Origin of the sequence: Pseudoalteromonas mucoides (assembly GCF_049257175.1) — a bacterium.
Lineage (GTDB): Bacteria > Pseudomonadota > Gammaproteobacteria > Enterobacterales > Alteromonadaceae > Pseudoalteromonas.
Window position 1 is genome coordinate 70,465 of sequence record NZ_JBMMUC010000016.1, and the last position, 26,715, is coordinate 97,179.

General features: G+C 40.4%; 20 protein-coding genes. 5 read left to right on the forward strand and 15 right to left on the reverse strand.

Going from position 1 to position 26,715, the window contains the following annotated elements:
- Positions 1-31: 31 nt before the first annotated feature.
- Positions 32-2,752, reverse strand: coding sequence for a type I DNA topoisomerase (topA, locus tag AAEU30_RS16890; RefSeq protein WP_421961520.1), 2,721 nt, complete (start codon positions 2,750-2,752; stop codon positions 32-34).
- A 258-nt stretch (positions 2,753-3,010) separates the two neighbouring features.
- Positions 3,011-6,871, reverse strand: a complete 3,861-nt coding sequence (locus AAEU30_RS16895) for a hypothetical protein (RefSeq protein ID WP_421961521.1) — start codon at positions 6,869-6,871, stop codon at positions 3,011-3,013.
- Between the two features lie 204 nt (positions 6,872-7,075).
- Here AAEU30_RS16895 and AAEU30_RS16900 point away from each other — a divergent pair, with 204 nt between their 5' ends.
- Positions 7,076-8,407: a dicarboxylate/amino acid:cation symporter gene (locus AAEU30_RS16900; protein ID WP_421961522.1), complete on the forward strand. Its 1,332-nt coding sequence runs from the start codon at positions 7,076-7,078 to the stop codon at positions 8,405-8,407.
- 578 nt (positions 8,408-8,985) lie between these two features.
- Here AAEU30_RS16900 and AAEU30_RS16905 read toward each other — a convergent pair.
- The 3 genes from AAEU30_RS16905 to AAEU30_RS16915 form a co-directional block, all read right to left on the reverse strand.
- Positions 8,986-9,909, reverse strand: coding sequence for a pirin family protein (locus tag AAEU30_RS16905; protein WP_421961523.1), 924 nt, complete (start codon positions 9,907-9,909; stop codon positions 8,986-8,988).
- A gap of 63 nt (positions 9,910-9,972) precedes the next feature.
- A complete protein-coding gene (ycaC, locus tag AAEU30_RS16910; protein ID WP_421961524.1) occupies positions 9,973-10,596 on the reverse strand; it encodes an isochorismate family cysteine hydrolase YcaC in 624 nt (207 codons plus the stop codon).
- Between the two features lie 51 nt (positions 10,597-10,647).
- Entirely contained in the window at positions 10,648-11,514 is an 867-nt protein-coding gene (locus AAEU30_RS16915) for a pirin family protein (RefSeq protein ID WP_421961525.1), read from the reverse strand.
- Positions 11,515-11,626: 112 nt separating this feature from the next.
- On the opposite strand from AAEU30_RS16915, the gene AAEU30_RS16920 reads away from it, so the two are divergent.
- Complete coding sequence (locus AAEU30_RS16920; protein ID WP_421961527.1) at positions 11,627-12,532, forward strand: LysR family transcriptional regulator; 906 nt, start codon at positions 11,627-11,629, stop codon at positions 12,530-12,532.
- Positions 12,533-12,666: 134 nt separating this feature from the next.
- On the opposite strand, the gene AAEU30_RS16925 is transcribed toward AAEU30_RS16920, so the two are convergent.
- Positions 12,667-13,110 carry a hypothetical protein gene (locus AAEU30_RS16925; protein ID WP_421961528.1) on the reverse strand — a complete coding sequence of 148 codons (444 nt, stop codon included), beginning with the start codon at positions 13,108-13,110 and terminating at the stop codon, positions 12,667-12,669.
- Between AAEU30_RS16925 and AAEU30_RS16930 the strand changes: the two genes are divergently transcribed.
- Positions 13,095-14,276 carry a PQQ-dependent sugar dehydrogenase gene (locus tag AAEU30_RS16930; RefSeq protein ID WP_421961567.1) on the forward strand — a complete coding sequence of 394 codons (1,182 nt, stop codon included), beginning with the start codon at positions 13,095-13,097 and terminating at the stop codon, positions 14,274-14,276. The genes AAEU30_RS16925 and AAEU30_RS16930 overlap by 16 nt on opposite strands.
- 168 nt (positions 14,277-14,444) lie before the next feature.
- On the opposite strand, the gene AAEU30_RS16935 is transcribed toward AAEU30_RS16930, so the two are convergent.
- From AAEU30_RS16935 to lrp, 8 genes are all read right to left on the reverse strand, one after another.
- Positions 14,445-14,864 (reverse strand): hypothetical protein, encoded by a 420-nt coding sequence (locus tag AAEU30_RS16935; RefSeq protein ID WP_421961529.1) that lies wholly within the window; start codon positions 14,862-14,864, stop codon positions 14,445-14,447.
- On the reverse strand, positions 14,861-15,346 hold the full coding sequence (locus AAEU30_RS16940) for a hypothetical protein (protein ID WP_421961530.1): 486 nt from the start codon (positions 15,344-15,346) through the stop codon (positions 14,861-14,863). The genes AAEU30_RS16935 and AAEU30_RS16940 overlap by 4 nt, the downstream gene beginning before the upstream one ends.
- Positions 15,347-15,977: 631 nt before the next feature.
- Complete coding sequence (gene serS / locus AAEU30_RS16945) at positions 15,978-17,276, reverse strand: serine--tRNA ligase (RefSeq protein ID WP_421961531.1); 1,299 nt, start codon at positions 17,274-17,276, stop codon at positions 15,978-15,980.
- Between the two features lie 9 nt (positions 17,277-17,285).
- Entirely contained in the window at positions 17,286-17,672 is a 387-nt protein-coding gene (gene crcB / locus AAEU30_RS16950) for a fluoride efflux transporter CrcB (protein ID WP_421961532.1), read from the reverse strand.
- Positions 17,659-19,002: a replication-associated recombination protein A gene (locus AAEU30_RS16955; protein ID WP_421961533.1), complete on the reverse strand. Its 1,344-nt coding sequence runs from the start codon at positions 19,000-19,002 to the stop codon at positions 17,659-17,661. The genes crcB and AAEU30_RS16955 overlap by 14 nt, the downstream gene beginning before the upstream one ends.
- A 5-nt stretch (positions 19,003-19,007) precedes the next feature.
- The gene (gene lolA, locus AAEU30_RS16960; protein WP_421961534.1) at positions 19,008-19,634 is read right to left on the reverse strand and encodes an outer membrane lipoprotein periplasmic chaperone LolA; all 627 of its coding nucleotides are present in this window, start codon (positions 19,632-19,634) and stop codon (positions 19,008-19,010) included.
- Positions 19,635-22,115, reverse strand: a complete 2,481-nt coding sequence (locus AAEU30_RS16965; RefSeq protein ID WP_421961535.1) for a DNA translocase FtsK — start codon at positions 22,113-22,115, stop codon at positions 19,635-19,637.
- A 122-nt stretch (positions 22,116-22,237) separates the two neighbouring features.
- Positions 22,238-22,717 carry a leucine-responsive transcriptional regulator Lrp gene (gene lrp / locus AAEU30_RS16970; protein WP_058558927.1) on the reverse strand — a complete coding sequence of 160 codons (480 nt, stop codon included), beginning with the start codon at positions 22,715-22,717 and terminating at the stop codon, positions 22,238-22,240.
- A gap of 141 nt (positions 22,718-22,858) precedes the next feature.
- On the opposite strand from lrp, the gene ald reads away from it, so the two are divergent.
- A complete protein-coding gene (gene ald / locus AAEU30_RS16975; RefSeq protein ID WP_421961536.1) occupies positions 22,859-23,980 on the forward strand; it encodes an alanine dehydrogenase in 1,122 nt (373 codons plus the stop codon).
- A gap of 90 nt (positions 23,981-24,070) precedes the next feature.
- Here the strand turns inward: ald and pssA are convergent, their stop codons facing one another.
- On the reverse strand, positions 24,071-25,396 hold the full coding sequence (gene pssA / locus AAEU30_RS16980) for a CDP-diacylglycerol--serine O-phosphatidyltransferase (RefSeq protein ID WP_421961537.1): 1,326 nt from the start codon (positions 25,394-25,396) through the stop codon (positions 24,071-24,073).
- Between the two features lie 287 nt (positions 25,397-25,683).
- On the opposite strand from pssA, the gene trxB reads away from it, so the two are divergent.
- Positions 25,684-26,634: a thioredoxin-disulfide reductase gene (trxB, locus tag AAEU30_RS16985; protein WP_087533738.1), complete on the forward strand. Its 951-nt coding sequence runs from the start codon at positions 25,684-25,686 to the stop codon at positions 26,632-26,634.
- Positions 26,635-26,715: the final 81 nt, after the last annotated feature.

Here is a 26,715-nt window from a genome sequence, read left to right on the forward strand (position 1 = left end):
TTAATAGTTGAGCACTTTACGTGCTCAACTACTAATCATCAGTTTTTTTAGCTTTTGTAGCGGCCTTTTTTGGCGCTGCTTTTTTGGCTGGTGTTTTTTTAGCGGCTGCTTTCTTTTTAGGCGCGGCTTTTTTCTTTGCCTCTTCAACCCACTTTCCAGCATTATAATGTGCTGTCCAGCCCGTTGCTTTACCTTCAACCTCGGTCATTACGTACTGCTCTTTATTCTTACGGCTGTAGCGTACAATTGCTAAGTTACCGTCAGGATCTTTTGCAGGTGCATCAGCTAAGTAATAAAACTTAGGTGATATACGGTCTCTAAAACGCTGGAGTTCTTCAACTTTAGGTGCCCGTGTTTCACGTGATTTAGGGAATGTATTAGCAGCTAAGAAAATGCCTGCGGCACCATCACGCAATACAAAATAAGCATCCGACTTTTCGCATTCTAGTTCAGGTAATTGTACTGGATCCTCTTTTGGTGGCGCAGCTTCGCCGTTACGTAATAACTTACGTGTGTTTTTACATTCATCATTACTGCAACCAAAATACTTACCAAAACGACCCGATTTGAGCTGCATGTCTGAGCCACATTTATCACATTCAATAATAGGCCCATCATAGCCTTTTATCTTAAAGGTGCCTTGCTCAACCACATAACCTTTACACCCTGGGTTATTACCACAGACATGCAATTTACGTGTTTCATCAATCAGGTATGAATCCATTGCCGTTTCACATATTGGGCAACGCTTCATTTGCATCAAGGTCTCTGTTTCAACATCTTCGACATCCGCTGCCACTGCCTCATCACCAGAAACTAAGTTCATGGTTTGAGTACAACGCTCTTTTGGCGGAAGATTGTAACCTGTACAACCGAGGAAAACTCCGGTAGAAGCGGTACGTATACCCATTTTACGATTACAAGTTGGGCAATCAATATCCGTCTCGACCATTTCATTTTTACGCATACCACCGTCATCTTCTTCGCCACTGGCAATAGAAAGTTGGGTAGAAAAATCAGCGTAAAATTTATCTAACACTTGGGTCCAAATGCGTTCACCTTCTGCGATATCATCTAAACGCCCTTCCATTTTTGCAGTAAAATCGAAGTTCATTAAATCGGTAAAGTTTTCAACTAACCGATCTGTCACTATCTCACCCATTTTCTCTGCAAAGAAACGGCGATTTTCTACACGTACATAACCACGATCTTGTATTGTTGAAATGATAGATGCATAAGTAGATGGACGGCCAATACCACGTTTTTCAAGCTCTTTAACTAAACTTGCTTCACTAAAGCGCGCAGGCGGCTTAGTAAAGTGTTGCTTAGGATCAAGCTCAATCAAGGTCAATATTTCACCTTCTTTTACTGCAGGTAATGATTGATCTTCTTCATTCTTTTTACGTACAGCTGGTTGCACACGTGTCCAACCATCAAAGCGTAATACACGGCCTTTGGCTTTAAGGTGGAAATCATTCGCTGCAACAGTGAGCGTCGTTAAGTCATATTCAGCAGGCACCATTTGGCACGCCACAAACTGGCGCCAAATTAGCTCGTATAGCTTTTTCGCATCAGGGTCAACACCATCAAGGTGGCCTGATAGAACAGAGACACTCGATGGACGAATTGCCTCATGCGCTTCTTGTGCGTTACCCTTTGAACTGTAGTTAATTGGGTTTGCTGGTAAATATTTCTCACCATATTGCTCAACCACATAATCACGACACATGCCTACAGCGTCTTTTGACAAGTTAGTCGAGTCAGTACGCATATAAGTAATATAACCGGCTTCATACAAGCGCTGAGCTAGCATCATGGTCTTCTTAACACCATAGCCTAAACGCGTACTGGCAGCTTGTTGCATTGTCGAGGTTATAAATGGTGCACTTGGTCTACTTTTACTTGGCTTTTCTTCAACACTAATTACTTTATATTCAGCGTTTTCTAATGAGGCCACAGCGGCCATTGCTTGCGATTCATTAACCGGTTTGAATGGTTTGTCTGCTTGCTTTGCAACTTCTAAGCGTAAGTTTGACTCAGCATTTTTAACATCCGCATGAATATCCCAAAACTCTTCTGGGATAAATGCTTTAATTTCACGTTCACGCTCAACGAGTAAGCGTACGGCAACTGACTGTACGCGCCCTGCCGATAACCCGCGGGCGACTTTTGCCCACAATAATGGTGACACCATAAAACCAACAACACGGTCTAAAAAGCGACGTGCTTGTTGAGCATAAACCATATCAGTGTTTAGCTCGCCTGGTGTTTCAAATGCTTGTTGAATCGCATTTTTAGTGATTTCGTTAAAAACCACGCGTTTATATTTCTCAGGCTCGCCACCAATAATCTGTTCGAGGTGCCAAGCTATGGCTTCCCCTTCTCTATCCAAATCCGTTGCGAGATAGATTTGGTCAGCGTTTTCAGCAAGTTTCTTAAGTTCTTGAACTACTTTTTCTTTACCTGGTAGAACTTCATAATGTGGCTCCCAGCCTTTTTCTGGATCGATCCCCATCCGAGCAACTAGGTTGGTGTAATCACGCTGCTTTTTATAAGCCGCTTTATCTTCAGGAGACATTTTGCGCACTTCAGCTGGCGTTTTAGTCGGCGCTGTTTTGGTTTTGCCAGAACCTGAGGTAGGAAGATCTCGTACATGCCCAATAGAGGACTTAACGATAAAATCGTTTCCTAAATATTTATTAATTGTTTTAGCCTTAGCAGGGGACTCTACAATTACTAGCGATTTGCCCATAGTTGCCTATTTCTAACCAAATATTTTAAATGTGTTTAGCCCACTTCGGGCACGAATATTTATAGGTATATCTACAAACACCAATTGTTACAAGCTTTTAATCGAAACTTTTCTACTTTTAATGATTAATTAAACAATTATTGCCGTTAATTTAGGCAAAACGGTGTTTTTACATATTTGCAGTGGAATATATAAGAATAGATACAAAAATGCCAACCTAATGGTTGGCATTTATTTTATCTAAGTGCTCGAAAGCATCTAACCATCATCACTAATTTGTAATCGTGCTGTTGTGTTATTGCCTTTTGGCGTCGTAAATGAAATAGATAAATCACCAACCGATTTTTTATTCGGCTCAGCTTCGCGACTAATTGCAAGTCCTATAACGGCGGCGTTTGTTGCTGTAGAGTTACCAATCACAAAATCATCTACACCACTATAATCGCCATTTTCACTGCCAACAACTACACTTGTATTTGCTGCAAGAGGGTTATTATAAATATCGGAGTAATAAAAATTAAAAGATAATGCATCCAACTCCACACCAGAGTCATAAGTCTTAATATTTATTTCTGTAATATCACACAGTTCATCATCTTCACTTTCTTCAAGGCCGAGCACTACAATAGATGAATTATCATACTGATTTAGAATATCTGAACAAGTATTAATACTATTAGTAACACCTAACGCATTTGCTGAAAGATTACCGGTTGGATTGCCATCTGCATCTAACTCAGGTTCCGCCATTGCTGCAGCAAACTTACGACGTAATGAATCTTTATCAATTGCAAAGCGATAATAAACGGTACTACCCGACATAATAACTTCAAAAGAACGACGTACATCTACAAGTTCCTTATTACATATATTGGCTGTTTGTGCAGCTTCTGTACATAATAAACCATTATACTTGCCATCCCGTAATGTATGCATGCCATTAGAGTCTATATCACCAATTGGTTCCTCAAAATGGGCACCGTTTGTTGCAAATTCACTACATAGATCAGTGTCTGAACCATCAGTACAAAGTTGAGCATCTTTGACTATAGAAGCTGTTACTGGATCATAAATAGCTGATAAACCATCGTAAGTACCACTTTCATTATGATCAACAAACGCTTCACTCAAATCATAGCCAGAATAATACTCATTACTATCAAATAATCCATTGCCATTAATATCAATAAATGACTCTTGCCCTTTTGCTGTAACTAAAACTGTTGCTCGGGCTCCAAGAGGCACTCCTAACTCATTACTATTCGCATTTAAAATTCCGTTCAAACAGGGCGCTGGTGCATTTCTATATAAATCACAGTTGCGCGTTTCTTCTAGTAATCCAGCAAAATTTGTATCTGCGTTTAATTGTGTCAATGATACTGCATTACTTTGTTCAAAGGTTGGAGCAACAATACCTTCGATATCTTCTAAGTACTTTGCTTTAACAAGTAATAATTTTTTGGGGTTATAATCTGATACTTTATTCCCCCACTTACTTTCCGTAAATGGTCTAGGATTTTGGCTACGCCATTGCACCGTACAGGCACCATCAATAGATCGGCATTCTAGTTGGGGGTTACCCTCCTCACCATCTAAAGTACCAATAGCCCCTCCCTCTGTTGTTAAATAGACAGCGGTTCCATCTGGCACTGGGTTATTAAAATGATCTGCTATAAGTACAGTAATATCAAAGGTTTCGTTGTCATATTGCAGCGTTTCTGTTGAAAAATCAGTTATGGATGCTGTAAAACTATTGTTATCAGGAAGACCAGTACTAATAGAAAGTAAGTCTGATACGCTGATAATTTGTTGATCTAACGACACGAGCGATAAATTTCCAATTGGACAGCTCACACCTTCAGTTCGGTCTGCTTCTGGTTGTTGGCATTGAGCATACACATCTTGCCAACACGTTACATCATCATTTTGATCAGCAGGAATTTGATCATCTGGAATAAAGCACGCTTGCACTCTTACTGCCATTGGCACGAAACCTGAATTAACTTGAACTCGTGCTAATCCATCTGCATCAGTGTCAACACTATGATGCGATAAACTGATCCCACCATTAGTCGATGTAAGACGAAAATCTAAGCGTTTGCTTGTTACATCTTGACCAATTTTATCAATTAATTTAAATGTTAGTTCACTGTTTTCTTGACGGTCAACGCCTCCAGTGCCCTTTAAAGCAATCACATTTGGCTCCGCTGAAATAAATTCAATTGATGCCACATCAGCTTCAGAAACTGGAATATTAACAGATGCAATTTCAGGTGTTCCGCCAGTTAATACCGTTGCGATAACGGTATCACCTTGCGCACTTTTACAGCCATTTGTTCTATAGGTTGAAGTCGCAATCCCGCCAATGCTGATCACGTTTTCATCAATAATCGATTTGCCACTTTCTACACAACTTGATGTAAACTGAACATCAAAAGGAGTAACTATTAAATCATCATTATTGTCTCTAATTTCAACAGTAATAACAGTTGTTGCGCCCGCCGCTAATGGTTGATATTGTCCTTCGATTGGATTGCCCGAGCCATCTAATAAATTGGGTAAACCATTATCAATAGATACATTTAATTCTGCCGTACTAATTGAGAAAGCTTTATCTAAACTGCTATCTTTTGCTGTTGCAGTTAATGTTCCAGCACCACTACTTGCTCCAGGTTGTAATTTTAATAATGCAAAACCAAAATTATCTGTTAATGCTTTTCCTGAATCAGGCAGTAGCTGCCCTAAATCAGTGGACAATTCAGCGATAATACCAGCAATGCCGTCACCACTACTCGTATCAACCACTTTAATAAGAACATCAATCAATACATCTGATGAAAATGTATTAGTCACTGCACAACCAGTCGAAGGATCGAGTGGATTTAATGCCTCAAAATTTCGATTCGCATCCCAATTAGCATTACACCCTTGTAAAAGTTTTATATCTAACTCGGCTTGTGCATTTTCTACCGGGGCGTCATCGCCATTTGAAACAAAACCAGCTGTTTTAGTTATTACTTCGTCACTTTCAGACCCGTAACTTGCTATAACCTGGCCTGCACCTTTGAAATTACCGCTACTTAATGTCACAGTAGCTACACCACTTTCATCGGTTAATGCCGTCCCTAATTCTGGGGTTATTTTACCTGTATATTTAGACGTAAAACTAATTAATTGTGACGCTAATGGAAGTCCATCATCTTTTAATGTTGCAGTGACGATACCTTTATTATCTTTACTGACCGGGTTTAACTCTGAAAATACAGCACCACTTTGGTCTAAAATATTTAAATCGAGAGTAATTGTACCTGATACCCCTGTATCAGTTCCTTGCCCACCGGTTGATTGAAAGTCAAATGTACCTGAGTAAGAATCTCCATCTATACTGTACGTAGCTGTAACCATACCTGCACCAGCATCTTTACCTGCGGTAAGCTGAACTGTTGCTACGCCGTCATTTTGTGTTAAAGCAGAGCCTGTCGTTGGCTGTAACAAACCGATACTATCAGTTAAGGAGAAAACAATGCGCTTACCGGCTACAACTGAATCATTGTATTTTAATGTGGCCCTTAAATCGAGTGGCGCAGCATTTGTCACTGTATTAGATGCAGTTCCAGTGTCCTGCGTATACCCTTGTACAGTAATTGTGTAGTTATCTTGTACAGTGCCATCAGCATCTCCAGTTGATGTAAATGCAAACGACTGTGCGCTACTAATCGTTTCGCCCTCAATCGTGACAAAAGCATCAACAGTGCCAGCTCCTGCGTTACTACCCACCGCTAGAAGAATTTTTGCAGAACCATCATCATCAGTGATCGCAGTGCCTGATGTTGGTTCAAAAACTCCGTACTCACCGTCTGTGCTAAAAGTAACTCTGACATCTGAAACTGCAGCGCCATCTTTCAACAATTTTGCCGTTAGCTGTAAACGTTGTTCTGAGGAGACCTCATTAGCGGCTTCACCTGTTGTTTCAGATACACCACTTACAGTTAATGTATACGTTGCAGAATCTGTACTGTCATCAAGTGATCCCCCGTCCTTTTCAATTGAACCACCGCCACCACAGGCTGCGAGTAGAAAACTGAACATCACAACACTGAGCCATCGAATTAAAGGCATTGATCTCTCCCTAGCGTTTGTTATTAATATTAAAATATATATTTACTCAATATTAACCTATAACTGGCACTAAAATCACAACTTTTTATGAGTTTATTAGTTGTTTTTTTGATCCGACTTTTTTTTACATATTTATCGATTTTTTCTGTATAAAAATCTGCAGGCTGGTAGGCTATGGCAAATTTATAAAAATAGATTGTTACTATGTCGAAAATCCGTTCAATGAGTTTAACAACCCGTATTATGATTGGCATGGCCCTAGGTGTGGCTGTAGGCTTTATTTTCCAAGCTATTTTAGCTGGCGAAGACGATTATCTAATCCCGCTTGGGTTATTCTCTTTGCCAATTAAGAGCTTCTTTGTAGATGGTTTATTTCATATTGGTGGGCAAATATTTATCGCCAGCTTAAAAATGCTGGTTGTGCCATTAGTATTTGTGTCTCTCGTATGTGGAACCTGTAGCTTAAGCGACCCTAAAAAACTGGGTCGTTTAGGTGGTAAATCTATTGGTTTATATTTAATCACCACAGCAGTTGCAATAACAGTTGCGATGACACTTGCTCTTCTTGTCAATCCTGGTGAAGGTATAAACCTTCCGACTGAAGCAGCATACAGTGCCAAACAAGCACCAACACTCGCTCAAGTTATTATTGATATGTTTCCAACTAATCCCATTGATGCTATGGCCAGTGGCAATATGTTGCAAGTCATCGTGTTCTCACTTTTATTTGGTATCGCGATGGCCCTCAGTGGTAAAGCGGGTAAACGTGTCGCTTTAGTATTTGAAGATTTAAATGCTGTTATTCTTAAGTTAGTTACACTGTTGATGAATGTCGCTCCGTATGGTGTGTTTTGTTTGATGGCAAAATTATTTACCACTATAGAGCTTGATTTAATTGTTAGCTTAGCAAAATACTTTGGTGTTGTGATGGCTGCACTCGCTATACACGCATTCATCAATTATTCAATTCTTCTAAAAGTCCTTACCGGACTAAATCCTGTGACCTTTTTAAAGAAAATGAAGCATGCTTGCCTATTTGGTTTTAGCACCTCAAGCTCAAGTGCTACGATGCCAATTACCTTAGAAACTGCGACAAAAAAATTAGGTGCTCATAATTCTGTTGCCTCATTCACTGTTCCTCTAGGTGCCACTATCAACATGGATGGTACTGCCATCATGCAAGGTGTTGCGACCGTATTTATAGCCCAGGTATTCAGTGTTGATTTAACCCTGTCCGATTATTTAATGGTTGTTTTAACAGCAACTTTAGCTTCAGTAGGTACTGCGGGCGTCCCTGGTGTAGGATTAATAATGTTAGCAATGGTACTAAACCAAGTAGGTTTACCGATTGAGGGAATTGCAATTATTATTGGTGTTGACCGCTTACTTGATATGACTCGCACAGCTGTCAACGTTACAGGTGATTGTATGGTAACCTGTGTTGTTGCTAAATCAGAGGGCCAATTAGATGAAGCTGTATTTAATGATCCTAATGCCGCAAAAGAGCTAGAAGACTACCACCAAAAAGAAAACTAAGTTCTCGTAATACCTAAAAAGCCAGCTACTGCTGGCTTTTTAGGTTAGGATCTTATATTGTTTTTTTAACCACATCAGCAGCTGGTTTTCTTAATTTTACGCGTTTAAGTAATATCCTTTTAAGCGAATCTAATACAGGTTTAGAGCATATTGCCCAAATTGAGTTATAGCCTGCATCATATTTACCAACACCAATTGAAATTTTCCCGACTTGGTGAGCACGAACTAATGTACCAAATAACCTAACCCAAATAGCTAAAGCAGAGCCTAAATTTGTATCAAAGTGTTTTGGATTATCACTGTAGTGAATTTAATGTAGCGCAAGACTAATAAACCAATTCTCAGTACGTTTTCCCCAGCTGAGCCATACATGTGAGTGACGAGGGTTTGAGCCCATCGTGTTAAATGCAAATACGGACACGTAGCTCCTAGTACATAAAACATAGAGAGCTGTGTACCAAATAGATAAAAACAAAGACCAATCACTTGTGTGAAGGCCATACGTATAAATAGTAATAAGGTAAATATAAGTACCGTAGTTAAAACGATAGGCCCATATTATATACTTACAGCTATCCCTATTTCCCCGCAACTGGGTATGGGATGAATTCATCTGCATCATTTACTATTTCTGGAAACTGCCTGTCGTCCCATAACTGTTTGGCCTGCTCTATTCGCTGCTTATTACTAGAAACAAAATTCCAATCAACATATCGCTTTCCTAAACTTTCGCCTCCTATGAGTGCAATTTGGCTATCTTTATATGCTGTGACTGTGACATGTTCGTTTGCATCTAGTACAACCATTGAATGTTCAGTTATTTGAGTGTTTTTTAACTTTAACTCACCAGAAACAACATACAAACCTCTTTGTGCCGCATTAGGCAGCTGCAATGATTGCCCCGCTTTTAAATAAGATTCAATATAAAGCGTCGAGCTGTAAGTTTTTACTGGTGATGTAGCTCCGAATGCTGTTCCTATCATTATTCTTACACTAACACCATCGATTTCCAATTGGGGTAAGTCTTGTGCGCGGTAATGATAAAATGCAGGATCCGTTTCTTCATCTTGTTCTGGTAAAGCTAGCCAAAGTTGTAAGCCATGTATCGAGTGCACTTGATTTTTAACCCTTGCAGGCTCTCTTTCAGAGTGAACCATACCTGAGCCTGTTACCATAAGATTTAAATCTCCTGGTCGAATAACTTGCTCACTTCCGATTGAATCTCGGTGTAAAATTTCTCCCTCAAATAAATAAGTTACCGTTGCGATATTAATGTGTGGGTGCGGCCTAACATTAATTCCTTCACCTGCTGCAAAGGTTGCAGGTCCCATGTGATCGAAAAAAATAAAAGGCCCAATATTCTTTATGGCTTGATTAGGTAACGTACGGCGCACACAAAAACCGCCAAGGTTTTTTTCTTTTGGATGAACTATTTTTGTAATTGCACCACAACCGGCCTCAATATCACATGACATTTCAGTTATTTGGCTTTGACTACTCATTTTTATCCCCACTATAATGTATTGAAACAATAAGGCGTGTTTTTTCACGCCTTATTTTATCTACTACTGTGATTTAAATGTTGTATAGCTATTAATCAAATTGCGGTAATCAGGTATATGGTTTGAGAAAAGCTCCCCTAACCCTTCTACATCATTTCGCCAATCACGGTGCAGTTCGCATGCTAAACCAAACCACGACATCATTTGTGCGCCTGCTGCCGACATTCGATCCCATGCGGCATCTCTTGTCATTGGATTAAATGTACCAGATGCATCAGTGACTACAAATACATCAAAACCTTCTTCAATTGCTGATAAAACAGGAAATGCCACGCATACTTCTGTTACGACTCCAGCAATTATTAATTGCTTTTTACCTGTTGCTTTAATTGCCTTAACAAAATCTTCGTTATCCCATGCATTGATCTGACCAGGTCGAGCTATATAAGGCGAATCAGGAAACATTTCTTTTAGTTCCGGTACTAGGGGACCATTTGGCCCTTCCTCAAAACTTGTAGTGAGTATAGTTGGTAATTCAAAATAGTTAGCACAATCTGCCAACGCTAACACATTATTTTTGAATTTATCGGGGTCAATATCTCTTACTAATGATAATAAGCCAGTTTGATGATCGACTAGAAGAACTGCTGCATCTTCTTTATCTAAACGAATATAAGGTTTAGTCATCTTCATTTCTCCTATATAAAGTGCGCAATGCACCATATGCATTTAGGAAACCTAAATGCGCGTTAAACGACCAAACTTTCCAGTTTGATAGTCTGTAATCGCTTGTTTTATCTCAGCTTCGCTATTCATTACGAAAGGGCCATAACCAATAATAGGTTCATCAATTGGCTTTCCTGAAAGTATTAACAATTTACTATCACTAAGTGCTTCTATAGAAAGCCCATGATCTGATCCTGAAATAGCGAGTGTTTGATTTTTAGATAAAATTTTTCCATTTAGTTTTAACTGTCCATCACGAACAACAACAATCGTTGTCCAACCATTTTGTAACGGTAGGTGGTAGTGACCTGAAGTTTTGATTTCACCATCCGCCACTAAAATAGGACTGTGAGTTGATGCCGGTCCTTTTTTGTTAGCTAACTGGCCTGCAATGACACGTAGAAAACCAGTTTTATCAGGCAAAGCCACACTAGGGATTTGCTTTGCTTTAATTTCTTGATATTTAGGTGCAGACATCTTGTCGACCTTGGGTAAGTTGACCCATAACTGCATCATTTCTAATACGCCACCTGTTTCAGCAAAGGCGTTTGAATGAAACTCTTCGTGTACAATTCCACTTGCCGCCGTCATCCATTGCACATCACCTTCACCAATTACACCTTGCTCACCAGTGGAATCTTTATGTGCAACTTCTCCTTGATACACAATAGTGACTGTTTCAAAACCTCGATGCGGATGTTCACCAACACCGCGTTGATGCTCAGAGGGATAAAATTGCATTGGTCCAGCATGATCAAGTAATAAAAACGGGCTAATAGATTGTCCCTGTTGCTGATATGAGAATAATGTTTTTACCGGGAAGCCATCTCCCACCCAATGCAAATCGGGAGCAGAAAAAACACTTTCAACTTCTTTCATTACTGACTCCTATTGTTTAACGTGCTTATTAGTTTAGTTTTTAAATATAAGTTTGAGTAGATAGCAAAAATGAGTATCATAGTTCTAATAATAGAACGATGGTGTTGGAGCTATGCAAGATCTTAATGATTTATATTATTTTGCAAAAACAGTTGAGTATGGTGGGTTTGCACCCGCTGGACGAGCGCTGGGTATTCCAAAATCAAAACTAAGTAGGCGAATTTCAGCCTTAGAAAATAAGCTAGATGTTAGATTGATTTATCGTTCAACTCGTCAATTTAAAGTAACTGAAATCGGTATGACGTTTCTTTCTCATTGCCAAGCAATGCTTGTAGAAGCTGAGGCAGCGAAAGAAGCTGTAGAATTTAGTCATGCAGAGCCCTGCGGCACCATAAAACTATCATGCCCAGTTGCATTACTTCATGTTCATATTGGCCAAGTACTCGCTGATTTTATGGCACAATATCCAAAAGTAAACGTTCAACTCGAAGCAACTAACCGCCGAGTCGATGTAATTGCTGAAGGAATTGATGTAGCTATTAGAGTCAGGCCAGCCCCGATTGAAGATAGTGAACTCGTGTTAAGAGTATTATCACAAAGAGGAAAATGCTTAGTAGCAAGCCCTGCGCTTGTTGATAAATATGGTTTGCCTAAAAGGCCTGAAGAATTATCAACATGGCCAAGTTTAGGCTTAGGCCAACCGCAGCATCATTACCATTGGCTGCTTTATGGTCCTGATGATCAAGAAGCTAAAGTAAGTCATGTACCACGTTACGTAACCACCGATATGATTGCATTACGTAACGCAGCTTTAAAAGCGATTGGCATCGTTGAATTACCAGTACTTATGGTTATGGAGCAATTAAAAGATGGCTCATTGGTTCATTTACTACCTCAGTGGCAACCTAAAACTGATATTATTCATCTTGTATACCCTTCTAGGCGCGGCCTATTGCCAGCTGTTAAGGCGTTAGTTGATTTTCTTACTAATTATTATCAATCATTCGAGGAAGTGTAAAACTTCCCGTGCCTCTTTTAAGTTTATTATCAATCCGATAGGCAACGCCATTAGTCTACTTAATTTCTAAAACACTATCATTTGATAAGTTAATCTATGGAGTTTATTGCTGCTGATGAGTTGAAATTAGGCTGTTAATTTCTTCGGCTTGCTTTAGTTAAAGACCCAAAAATAAAGCCACCTACTGCACCTGCAACTAATTGCAAATAAAACCCCCACCCTCTAGCACCAGCAATGATGGTAATATTCATAATAGATTCAATCGCGATTAAAGTAACAGCAAAAGCGACCACTCCTGATAAAACAAATAGTTGAATAGCATATTTATGATATTTTTTATAAATAAACCCTGCGACCGAAAATGCGATAGCTAGTGCAACGGCTATTATCGCACCGTAGGTCGGCAGTAAGCCGAGCCAGTCATCGAGCGTTAAATTAATGCGATCGCTAAAACCAACCACAACGCCCACATTCACTAATTGATTGACAACGTATTGACTATGAAACAAGCTAGCAAGGGTGAATGTTAGTAACCAAGAGGTTAAAAATGAAGGCAATAAACGTGTTAAAAAGTGCATGGTTATCTCAAATCAAAATAAAACCTTTTACCTACACTAGCAAAGGCTTGCGCCGTAGACAATGTATCTGTTGCTTTACCGCGTTATGGTTTTTGTCACTTCCTGTGAATGCAAATTTTCCTCTACCAGCAGAACAATATAATACCAACACACTTGCCACGCAATTGCAGTCACCGTGGAGTATGGTTGAGCTGCCAAACGGCACATGGTTAATCACCGAACGTGATGGTCATGTAGTCATTGTGAAAGATAACGCACAAACCCGAGTTAAACTAGCGCTCGATGGTTTATACGTTGCAGGCCAAGGCGGATTGCTCGATATCGTGTTATCTCCTGACTATAGCCAGTCCAACGAAATAATTTTCACATATGCTCAAGGTAAAGCTGATGCCAACCGAGTCGTAATTGCTAAAGCCATCTTTGATGGTACAGACTTTTCAAAGCCAGAGATAATTTATCAAGTAGCAATAGATAAAGACACTCCACAGCATTATGCTGGTCGCGCCTTAGTTCTGCCCGACAACACTTTATTATTTTCAAGTGGTGATGGCTTTGATCACCGAGAGCAAGCACAAGTAATCACCAGCCAGCTAGGTAAAGTATTACGCATTAATTTAGATGGTAGCTTGCCAAGCGATAATCCATATATTGAACACGAAAACCTTGCTGCGCGGGCAATTTATTCAATTGGCCACCGTAACACCCAAGGTTTAGTATATGATTACGACACGCAGCAAATAGTCAGTCACGAGCATGGTCCTGCTGGCGGCGACGAACTAAACTACTTAACTGCTGGCACCAATTACGGCTGGCCAGTAATTACCAATGGTAAAGATTATTCTCAAGCCCGTATTTCACCTTTTAGGGAATATGCGGGTATGAAAAAGCCAATAGTTGACTGGACGCCCTCTATCGCGCCATCTGGTATGGCGTATTATGGCTCTAAGCAAAGTGCCTTTCCTGCACTGCAAAAGCATGTACTTATCACTACATTAGTGGATAAAAAACTTTATGCAGTAGATTTAGAATATGGCGAATTTACCCAAACTCATCTATTCCCAGAAGCAGCCGGACGATTAAGAGATGTACTTGTTACAGCAAAAGGAAATGTCGCGGTGCTAACCGATGGTAAAGAGGCAAAGTTATTGCTCGTTACTCCAAAGTGATTAACTACATTAAGACGGTAGCGATTTAACTATTGGTATTTTTAATCACAGTAAATCAGTGGGATCAAGGTTTGAAAGCGGGCAAAACAAGATCTGTATATCCAACCTAAAAAGGATATTCCTACAGCCTCAACGCCGCTGTATATTCTTGTAATATTGCGCTTTATCCTACCCCTGATTTATTTTATGTTGCATATACATCACATGAAAAATTGATGTAAAAAACGGGTTCAACCAAAGTTTGTCACCTTTATGAGATCCTGCAATTGAATTAATACGATTACGTACCATAATTATCCACGTTACATCGAAAGCACTTGATATAGCATGAATAACAATTGAGCTTTTTAAAATTGATAAATCGTGAATATTAGCTAAACCATAAATCAAACTGCCTAATGAAATGATAAATAAAATTATTGTAGTAAGAATAAAATAATTAGGTATTTTAAGCTCTGTATGCTCATTAATTTGGCTTGAAAAACGGTAAAGTTTATATATCAAATATGAGCCAATAGTCAGTACACATAAAACTAGAGTCTTTAGCACAGAGTCAACTTCGAATATATCTGTAAGTCCTTTTTTCATTTATCCTCCAATGCTTTACATAGGCTATAGTCAACACCTTTAGCTACTTGATGCGGCATCTTATCAACTTGGAAATACCCCCAAATAGACAATAAAATTAATAACGTTGGTATTAATAAATGCAATACCGACTTTAAATGCCCCTTCCAGCCTCTAAGAATTTTCGTGGGTTTGTAAACTTTCATTCCCTTGGGAGGAAACTGTTTTTGAATAATACCTCTGTAGCCAACTGGAACAGTCACAACACCAATTATGAAAGCACATAAAAGCGGCAGGCCTACAAATAACGAATACCACAGAACTGAAATTCCAGAATAACCCAGCGAAGTATGGCAATGGGCTGTGTCAGCATACCAAGAGATAAAAGGGAAAACCCATTTATTATGAGTGATCATAATAAATAACCCTAGCAACATTGCTAAAAGTATTCTTCTTAATTTATCTCCTTTAGTGAATTCTTCTGCATATTCGATAACACTCACTCCTTGAGTAAAAACTAACGGCGTATTGAACACAACTTTAGGGGTTATGAGACCCCAAAACGGCGTTTATTACATGCTTTAATAATTCCACTAAACAAATCCAATGTAAACACACAATTACGTATGTTACGAAACTAGCGCTACTACAATACATCAAAGCTACTTTTGCTACTTTTAAAAAGTAATACGACAAAATAAAGGCTTTAAATGCGCTATAAGCCTCTTATTAAATTTAACGCACTAAAGCATGCCTTACAAATGAGTAGAAGCTTTAATATCAAAAGCTTAATCTTTATGTGGGCATAGGCAAATCATAGCTAAAGTCTATTCCTACGTGATAAAATTAACACCGAGTTAATCTCAAAATCAGCTACTTTTACTTTCGCGGTATTGAAAGACAAGCCGATACTTATTAATAATTAAACGCGTTAATGCACGCTCTACAAATGAGCAGAAGCTCTAATGTCAAAAGTTAACTTTTATGTGAACATAAGCACATCATGACTAAAGCCTATTCCTACGTAATAAATTTAATACCGAGTTAATCTCACAACTCGCTAACTAACCCTAGTTAACAAAAAAGCCGCTGTTCGTTACAAACAGCGGCTTCTCATATTAAAGCTCTAAAAGCTTATTTAATCACTTCAAGCCCACCCATGTACGGGCGTAATACTTCTGGCACAATAACTGAGCCGTCGGCTTGTTGGTAGTTTTCAAGTATTGCTACTAGCGTACGGCCAACGGCTAAACCTGAGCCGTTTAATGTGTGCAATAACTCTGGCTTTTTCTCACCATTGCGGCGAAAGCGTGCTTGCATACGGCGTGCTTGAAAATCAACCATGTTAGAGCAAGATGAAATTTCACGGTACGTGTCTTGTGCAGGTAACCATACTTCTAAATCGTATGTTTTGGCAGAGCCAAAGCCCATGTCACCCATACATAAAATCACTTTACGGTACGGTAATTCTAATGCTTGTAAGATTTGCTCAGCATGGCCTGTTAACTCTTCAAGTGCTTGCATTGAATCTTCAGGTTTTACTAATTGTACAAGCTCTACTTTATCAAACTGGTGTTGACGGATAAGACCACGCGTATCACGGCCATAACTACCCGCTTCACTTCTAAAGCACGGCGTGTGCGCAGTTAAACGAATAGGTAAGTCTTTTTCGTCGTAAATTTCATCACGGGCGCTATTAGTAAGCGGGACTTCTGCTGTTGGGATTAAGCTAAAGCCTTCTTGTTCTTCGCCGTCATCATTTACTAGCCCTTTAGTGTGGAATAAGTCTTCAGCGAATTTAGGTAACTGACCTGTGCCGTATAGGCTGTCGCGATTAACTAAGTACGGCACGTACATTTCTGTATAGCCGTTTTTATCCGTGTGGGTGTCTAGCATAAATTGTACTAGCGCACGGTGCATACGTGCAGTTGCGCCGCGCATAACAGTAAAGCGAGAACCAGTAATTTTAACACCCATTTCAAAATCTAGGCCGTTTAGGTCTTGGCCTAAATCAACGTGATCTTTAACTTCAAAATCATATTTCTTTGGCTCACCCCATGTTGAAATTTCAACATTTTCAGACTCGTCCGCACCAGCTGGTACTGATTCATCAGGTAAATTAGGAATCGCTAAAGAGATTTTCTTAAGCTGCTCTAGTATTTCATCTTGCTCAGCTTTAACACTTTCAAGCTCAGCTCCTAGGCTGCTTACTGCATCAAGTAGTGGTTGTGCGTCTTCGCCTTTTGCTTTTGCTTGGCCAATCGCTTTGGAGCGGCTGTTACGCTCACTTTGTAGTTCTTGTGTTTTTACTTGCAGTGTTTTGCGTTTTTCTTCAAGTGCGCTGACAGTCGCTGTATCAAGCTCGTAGCCACGTGCTGCTAGGCGCGCTGCTGTTTGTTCGATATCTTGACGTAATAATTTAGAATCTAACATGTTAGTTTTTTAACCTTTTTGCATTACCAGCTGAAGGCCCAGCCAAGCCATAAAAATACACACCGTCACGTTTAAGACGATATTGAGGGCCATTTTTAAAAAGTGGCCTTGTTGCAATAGCAACAACGAATCCATTGAGAATGTCGAAAAGGTGGTCAAAGCACCTAAAAAGCCAATTCCGATAAGGGATTTAGCGGGGCTGACGGTGATAATTTCGCGCTCTATCAAACCGTATAATACGCCCATCAACAATGAACCCAGAATATTAACCGTCAACGTGCCAAAAGGGAATCCCCTACCCAGCAGTTTTAGCATGGTTTCGCTAATAAAAAAGCGTAAACAAGCTCCAGATGCCCCACCCGCTGCAATCATGAGATAGAGTTTAAGTGTTGTCATAGCGTTTTATGTCACTTTGCTGATCACGCTCTTTGAGGTAATCAAGCTTTTGCTTAATTTTTTGCTCAAGCCCGCGCTCTGTTGGAAAATAATATTGGGTGTCGGCAATTTGCTCAGGAAAGTAATTTTCTCCGGCTGCAAAAGCGCCGTCTTCATTATGCGCATAACGATATTCTGCGCCATAACCTAAATCTTTCATTAAATTTGTAGGTGCATTACGTAAATGCTCGGGCACAGGGTAACTGGGTGCATTTTGCGCATCCGCTTTGGCTTGATTAAAGGCAGCATAAACGGCATTACTTTTTGGTGCGCTGGCTAAATACAAAGTAGCTTGAGCAATCGCCCGTTCGCCTTCGCTTGGCCCTACGCGCTGAAAAATATCCCATGCATTAAGCGCAACTTCCATTGCGCGTGGATCTGCGTTACCGATGTCTTCTGTGGCAATGGCTAATAATCGTCTTGCCACATAAAGCGGATCGCCGCCACCAGCCAGTATTCTACAATACCAATATAAAGCACCATCTGGAGAACTACCGCGCACTGACTTATGAAACGCGGAGATCAAATCGTAAAACTCATCACCGCCTTTGTCATATTTGGCTAAATGTGTTGGCAGTACTTGGCTCAATACGTGTTCATCCACTAAGTATTGACCGTTGCTCTGTGTGGTTAAATCAATAGCTTGTTCGAGTAAATTAAGCACTTTACGGGCGTCACCATCGCTTGCTTGGCACAGTGCTTTTTTTGCGTTATCAGCAAGGGTAATGGTTTTTGTGCTGAGTTCATCATCGCTTTTAAGGGCGCGCTCAATAACTAAATGTAAATCAGCTTCTTGTAATGACTTAAGCACATATACTCGGGCACGGGATAAAATCGCGTTATTTAACGCAAAAGATGGGTTCTCGGTGGTGGCGCCAACAAATATAAAAGTGCCATCTTCAATATGCGGTAAAAAAGCATCTTGCTGAGATTTGTTAAAGCGATGTACTTCATCAACGAATAATAAAGTACGTTGCCCACGGCCCTCAAGGTTATTGCGTGCCTCACTCACTGCATCACGAATATCTTTAATACCTGCCGTTACCGCCGACATTTGAATCAAGGCGGCGTCTGCGTGATTCGCTATAATTTGCGCAAGGGTGGTTTTACCCACTCCCGGTGGGCCCCACAAAATAAGGCTATGACAACGCCCCGCTAATATCGCCTGGTACAGTGGTTTATCTTGGCTTAATAGGTGTTGCTGCCCTATATACTGCTCAAGGTTTGTCGGACGCATGCGCGCAGCTAAAGGGCGCACATCAGGACCAAAATTAAAGCCTAAATTACTCACTTTAATTATTCGCCTTGGCTTTGGTCGTCTATTTCAACGTTTTCGGGAATAGTAAATTCAAACGTTGCGTTAGCTAGTTGCTCATTCACTTTGGTATCACTAAAGGTGAAGGTAGATGATTGACCTGAACTGTCTTTAACCAGTAGTTTTTCAAGCCCTGTTTGGCCTTGTGAAAATACAATATCAAGCTGTTCAACTTGGCTTTCAACGCCTTTATTTGGTGTTACGCTAAAGCCTGTGTCAGTAGCTTTAACTTGGTACTTTTGCCACTGCGCTGGGTCTTTTGAGGTTAATAATACAAACGGCGTTGAATCAATCAAGCTATGCGTATTCATGATAGTCACTTGCTCAGCAAAGCTGTCAAAATAATACGTTTTATCACCATTTGATATAAACAAGGTATCGTCTGGGCTGGCTTGTTGCCAACGGATCATCATAGGTTGTTGTAAGGCAATATTGCCCTTCCCTTGCATGATTGACTCACCTTGGTCGTCATTAACTTGCTGTACAAACTGCGCTTGAAAACTTTTTAGCTCGGCAAGTTTATCTTGTAGTGCTTGGCTGTCACTGGCAATTGCTGTTGTAGATAAAACACAACTTATTGCTAGTGCTAAATATTTAAGTTTTTTCATTTAATTTGCTCCACTGTTGGGCACTAAAACATCGCGAGCACCATTATGTCCTGGTGCGCTCACAATACCCGACGTCTCCATTTGTTCTACTAAACGCGCTGCGCGGTTATACCCTACACGCAACTTACGTTGTACACTTGAAACCGACACTTTGCCGGTTTCAATCACAAATGATACGGCTTCATCATAAAGCGGATCTGATTCTTCATCCGCGTTTTCGCTGGCTTCGCCTGGCAGTAATATCTCTTCTGTGGCATCGCCGTTAAGTATTTCATCTACGTAGTTTGGTTTACCACGTTTTTTCCAATCATCAACGACCGCATGTACTTCGTGGTCATCTACAAATGCGCCGTGTACACGTACAGGTACGCTGGTCCCTGGTGGTAAGTACAACATATCACCCATACCCAGTAGATTCTCAGCGCCTTGCTGATCCAAAATTGTACGTGAGTCAATTTTGCTTGATACCTGAAACGCCATACGCGTTGGTATATTCGCTTTGATTAAACCGGTGATAACATCAACCGATGGGCGTTGTGTTGCCAATACTAAGTGAATCCCCGCAGCACGGGCTTTTTGGGCAATACGTGCAATCAGCTCTTCAACTTTTTTACCAACAATCATCATCATGTCGGCAAATTCATCAATCACTACAACGATACTAGGCAGTTTATCAAGCTCATCTGGGCCTTCTTTCATGCCGTCGGTGTCTTTAAATAATGGGTCTAAAATTGGATAACCCGCTTCTTTGGCTTCCAGTACCTTTTGGTTATAACCTTTTAAGTTACGTACACCTAACGCTGACATTAACTTATAACGACGCTCCATCTCGCCCACACACCAACGTAGCGCATTTGCGGCCTCTTTCATGTCGGTGACAACTTCACACAATAAATGTGGGATACCTTCGTAAACCGAAAGTTCCAACATTTTCGGATCTATCATGATCATGCGTACATCATCTGGGCCTGATTTATACAGTAAGCTTAATATCATCACATTAACGCCCACTGACTTACCTGAGCCCGTTGTACCGGCTACTAGTAAATGCGGCATTTTGCCTAAGTCGGCACAAATTGGCTCACCGGCGATGTCTTTACCTAGCACCATAGTAAGCGGTGATGGATTTTGCTCAAACTTAGGCGCGTCAATGACTTCAGATAAACGCACTATTTCACGGTGTTTATTTGGCAGCTCAATCCCTACGTAGGTTTTACCTGGGATGACTTCAACAACACGTACGCTCACCGCTGATAATGAACGGGCTAAATCTTTTGCAAGGCCAGTAATTTTAGAGACCTTTATGCCCGGAGCTAAATCTAATTCAAAACGAGTAACTACAGGGCCTGGGTATACGCCTACAACCGCTGCTTGTACGTTAAAATCAAGTAATTTGGTTTCAACTAAACGAGATACAGCTTCAAGCTCTTCAGGTGAAATTGGGTTTTTCGCTTTGTCTGGCCTGTCAAGTAAATCAAGGGTTGGCAGCGGCGCACTTGGCGGCTTTTCATCTAATAACTGCTCAAACTTTTCTTTCGCTGTAGGTGGCGGCTGATAGGTGCTTTTTGGCTTAGGCATAGGTCTCGCTGGTGAAACAACCGTTGTTACTGGTTTTTCAGGCTCAGCCACATGGCTTTGATCCAGTGCATTTAATGCAGCAGCGGTATCCATTGGCTCATCATCTATGGCGCTAAAGTTGATTTCTTGATCAAGAATATCATCGAGTTCATCAAAGGCATTATGCTGTGGTTGCGACTGCATTTGATCTGCGGTAAATCTTTTTGGTGGTTGTTCGTTAGTTGATTCATCATTAAAACTAATTGCGTCTGCTGCAACTAAAGGTTCGTCTAAATTGCTCTGTTTTTCTGGGCGTGTTGCTTCGCGTTCACGGTGTAACCAACTGTTAAATTGTGCCGCAATGTATTTGTAAATACGTACGACCCAATCACCCAAGAAGTCAACAAACTGCACCCAAGACACACCCGTAAGTAATGTAAGACCAGCGAAGAAAAAGCACAGTAATAAGATTGATGTACCGGTGAAATTAAACGCTGGCATCATGGCCCCAGCAATCACATCCCCTACTACCCCACCCGATGAAAAGTTATAAATGTCATCAAAATTTATGCTGCTAATTGCTGTGGCCGAGGTAATAAATAGCGCAAATCCAATTACTCTTAAGGCAAGTGTGGTGTAATCAAGCTGAAAAATTTTATGGGGTTGTTTAAATAATAAATAACCGAATACTTGGATCGCGGCGGGCACTAAATAAGCTAACCAACCAAAAGTAAGAAGTAAAATATCAGCTATCCAAGCCCCTGCGGCGCCGGTAATATTATTGACGTTTCTAAATTCACCTGTTTGCGACCATGCAGGATCGGCAGGATCGAAACTAATTAACGCACACAAAATAAATATTGCCGCGAAGCTACTAATGATTAGTCCGGTTTCTAATAGTCTTTGTACACCGTTTAGGCGCATAATTCCCTATTCCTCATTTTTCTTTATTCTCACACTTAGCAGTGGAATACCTTAGCAGGAAATACTTTTTGTTGCACTTTATCTTAACCTTGATGGCCTGATTATGAACGGCTTTTTAAGATTTACGCGATATAAGGACGAATGATCACGCCTTGTTCGCCTTTTACTTCTTCCATCACCACATAAGTACGGCTTTCACTGACATTAGGTAGCTTTAATAAAATATCACCTAATACCCCTCGATACTCGGACATATCATTAACCCGGGTTTTTAGTAAAAAATCGAAATTACCCGACACCAAATGACATTCTATAATTTCATCGTGCTTTTTCACCGCTGCGCTAAACTCATCAAATACATCCGGGGATGTTTTAGTAATCGTCACTTCAACGTATACAGATAAACCCTGTCCTAACTTGGCTGGGTCAACTACTGCTTTATAACCTACAATGTAACCTTCTCGTTCAAGCTTTTTTACGCGCTCTAGGCAGGGCGTGGCGCTGAGGCCAACTCGTCGGGCCAGTTCAACATTAGAAATACGGCCATCATGCTGTAATTCCATCAATATTTTACGGTCAATTCGGTCTAATAACTCATGCATTTGGCCAACTAGTTTTTTACACTGTTTATTTTCTATATTTAGATTATATCACTAGATAGCAACTTAAAAAAGGTGAGACACACTGGCCAATGATGAATATAATAGTGAAAAATTTCATCCCGTTCCAACAAGGCAAAGATTATGATTATTGGTGTACCTAAAGAAATTAAAAACCATGAATACCGTGTAGGTATGGTTCCTGCGAGTGTTCGTGAATTAGTAAATCACGGCCACCAAGTGATTGTTGAAACTGATGCAGGTATGGGCATTGGTTTTACTAACGAAGATTACACCCTTGCAGGTGCTGAAATCTTACCTACAGCTGCTGATGTATTTGCAAAAGCAGAAATGATTGTAAAAGTAAAAGAACCACAAGCTGTTGAGCGTGCAATGCTACGTGAAGACCAAATTCTTTTCACTTACCTGCACCTTGCACCGGATCTTCCACAAACTGAAGACCTTGTTAAGAGCAAATCAATCTGTATCGCTTATGAAACAGTCACTGATTCACGCGGTGGTTTACCACTTCTTGCTCCTATGAGTGAAGTAGCTGGTCGTATGTCTATTCAAGCTGGCGCACAAGCACTTGAAAAATCAAACCACGGCCGTGGCATGCTATTAGGTGGCGTACCAGGAGTTGAGGCAGCTAAAGTCGTTGTAATTGGCGGTGGCATGGTTGGTCGTAGCGCTGCACAAATGGCTGTAGGCCTAGGTGCTGACGTTGTTGTACTTGACCGTAATATCGATGTACTACGTGCACTAGACGCACAGTTTGGTAACAAAGTTAAAGCGATTTACTCAACGGCTGATGCACTTGAAAAGCACGTGTTAGAAGCTGACTTAGTAATCGGTGGCGTGCTTATCCCAGGTGCAGCTGCACCTAAGCTTGTAACAGCAGAGCACATCAAAGCAATGAAGCCTGGCGCTGCAATTGTTGACGTTGCAATCGACCAAGGTGGTTGTATCGCAACTTCTAAAGCAACCACTCACGCTGATCCAACTTACATCGTTGATGACGTTGTGCACTACTGTGTTGCTAACATGCCAGGTGCTGTACCGCGTACTTCTACGTTTGCACTTAACAATGCAACACTGCCTTTCATCATTAACCTTGCAAACAAAGGTTATAAGAAAGCTTTATTAGATGACGCTAACTTCCTTAAAGGTCTAAACGTGATCAAAGGCCAAGTTACTTACAAAGAAGTTGCCGAAGCGTTCAACATGGAATACGTGGACCCACGTACTGCTGTTGAAAATGCATAATCTGCAACACGCATAAATGAAAAAAGCAGCTAAATTTAGCTGCTTTTTTTGTATCTAAACCTTAGAGTCTGCTGTCAACAAACCCTAGTGTTAGATAAAGCGTTTAATTATAAAGTCGACTTTAACGCGCTTAGCCTGCCCTAACAATTTCTTCACCGCTTGCGGATAGTTATCCATTGTTTCTAAATCTTCTGGCCCATCAAGGCGCCTACAGTGTTTTAGGATCTCTGCTTTTTCATTATCAATTGCAGGCATGAGCGATTGCTCAGGATCTTCCAGTAAGATGCCGTTTTCAATATCTAAGCCCCATGCACGTGGGTTTAAATTATGACCACTTAGTAAATGATACTTACGATCAGAGCAGATACCTTTTAAGTGAAACGAATTGCTGTCATGCTTCCACAAATAGACATTTAAGTTACCATTGGTAATGTGACGTTTTTGCGATTTTAAAAACTTAAGCAAAATCGTTTCATATAAATAAGGCAATGCACCAATTTTACTAAATGGCTCACTCGGCGGTAGATAGAAGTCATTGGCAGTTTTATCTCCGACCACGATGGTGACTTGCTTGCCTTGTTTAAGCAAACGTCTTAAAGAGCGCATTAACGGTGCAGGAAAATTAAAATAAGGTGTATATAACACCAACTCCTGCTCTGTGGTGTCAAACAGTGACTTTATCAATCGATTAAGCTCATTACTGCGACGACCTAGACCTAAAAACAGTCTGACCCCAAGCGGCTGTGTATTTTCATCGACTGCGTGAGCGTAACTAGCTTGTTTTAAAGAGCGCATCAATTGTTTTTGTGCGAGTTTAATGTCATTAAACTTAGTAAGCGGACGTGTATCAATGCGCGGAACCGCTTCAGAGCTTAATAATTGCCCTTCAATAAAATCAACAACCGCATTACACAATGATGCCTGCTTAACTAAAAAATAACGGTCCAGGCGATAGCGTTCATCATACTGTAAATACACATTATTTAAGCTTGCACCGCTATAAAGCAAGGTATCGTCTATTACGAAACCTTTTAAATGTAATACACCAAATAGCTCTTTTGCTTTTACTGGAACGCCATATACTTGAACATTCGATTGATAATTTTGTTGATACTCACAATATAAGCTGGCGTTACCATCTGATTTTGCAGCGCCAATCAACCCGCGTTGAGCACGGTGAAAATCAACCAGTACTTTTACTTCTAGTTCTGGTTTGGCTAATGATGCTTGATGCAATGCCTCAAGTATTTCTCGCCCTGCTTCATCGTCTTGTAAATAAAGCGCGGTAATATAAATACGTGTCTGTGCGCTTGCGATCAAAGCAAGTAATTGTGTGTGGTACTGTTTTGCATTGGTTAAGACGTTAACGTCTTTTGAAGTCAACCCAAATGCGGGTTTTTCCTGCCAAAATAACATAGTTGCCTATTCACTTAGGTCACCCTTTTACAGGGGGACAAATCAAAATTAATTAAAACATATCAAAAAAACTGAGCTTGGTCATGAATTAACGGTGTCAGTTAGATTAATAATGGTCTGATAGTTCATATATCATACAGAACGGTTATTTTGTGCATTCTAGTACACAATATTTGACAGCTTTGCGATTTGCTAAAAAAAATAATCGATAGTTTTATTTACTTCCCCCTTGTTTCTCTTAAAATCGAGCACATTAATACGCTATCAAAACGTTTAGGATAAAAAGCATGAGTGAAGCAAAACATTGTAAGTTACTAATTTTAGGTTCTGGCCCTGCAGGCTATACTGCAGCAGTATACGCAGCACGCGCAAATTTAAACCCTGTATTAATTACAGGTATGCAGCAAGGTGGCCAACTTACAACAACAACTGAAGTTGAAAACTGGCCTGGCGATGCTCATGGTTTAACTGGTCCTGCATTAATGGATCGTATGAAAGAACACGCAGAGCGTTTTGAAACTGAAATTGTGTTTGATCACATAAATAAAGTTGACGTATCAAAACGCCCATTTACCCTTACTGGCGATCAAGGCACATATACATGTGATGCTTTAATCATCGCAACCGGTGCGTCTGCTAAATACTTAGGTTTAGAGTCTGAGACAAACTTCCAAGGTCGTGGTGTTTCAGCATGTGCTACCTGTGATGGCTTTTTCTATAAAGGCCAAAAAGTAGCGGTCGTTGGCGGTGGTAATACAGCCGTTGAAGAAGCGCTTTATTTATCAAACATTGCGGATGAAGTACATGTTATCCATCGTCGTGATAGTTTCCGTAGTGAAAAAATCTTGGCTGACCGTTTAGCAGAAAAAGCAGCAAACGGTAACGTGGTGCTACATTATAACCGCACATTAGACGAAGTACTTGGCGACCAAATGGGTGTGACAGGTATTCGTATTAAAGATGCCAATTCAGATGCGACCGAAGAGCTTGATTTAGCCGGTGTATTCATCGCTATCGGCCATAAACCAAATACTGACATGTTTGTTGACCAACTTGAAATGAAAGACGGCTATTTAGTTGTTGAATCTGGCCTAAACGGTAACGCAACTCAAACTAGCGTACCGGGTGTCTTTGCAGCCGGTGATGTATCTGATCACATTTATCGCCAAGCAATTACGTCTGCAGGTACAGGTTGTATGGCTGCATTAGATGCAGAACGCTTTTTAGATAACCTGTAATTTATACACTTATACCAATTGCATGAAGGGCTGATTTTTTCAGCCCTTTTTTGTGCCTTGCTCTAAAGACTTTATTACCGA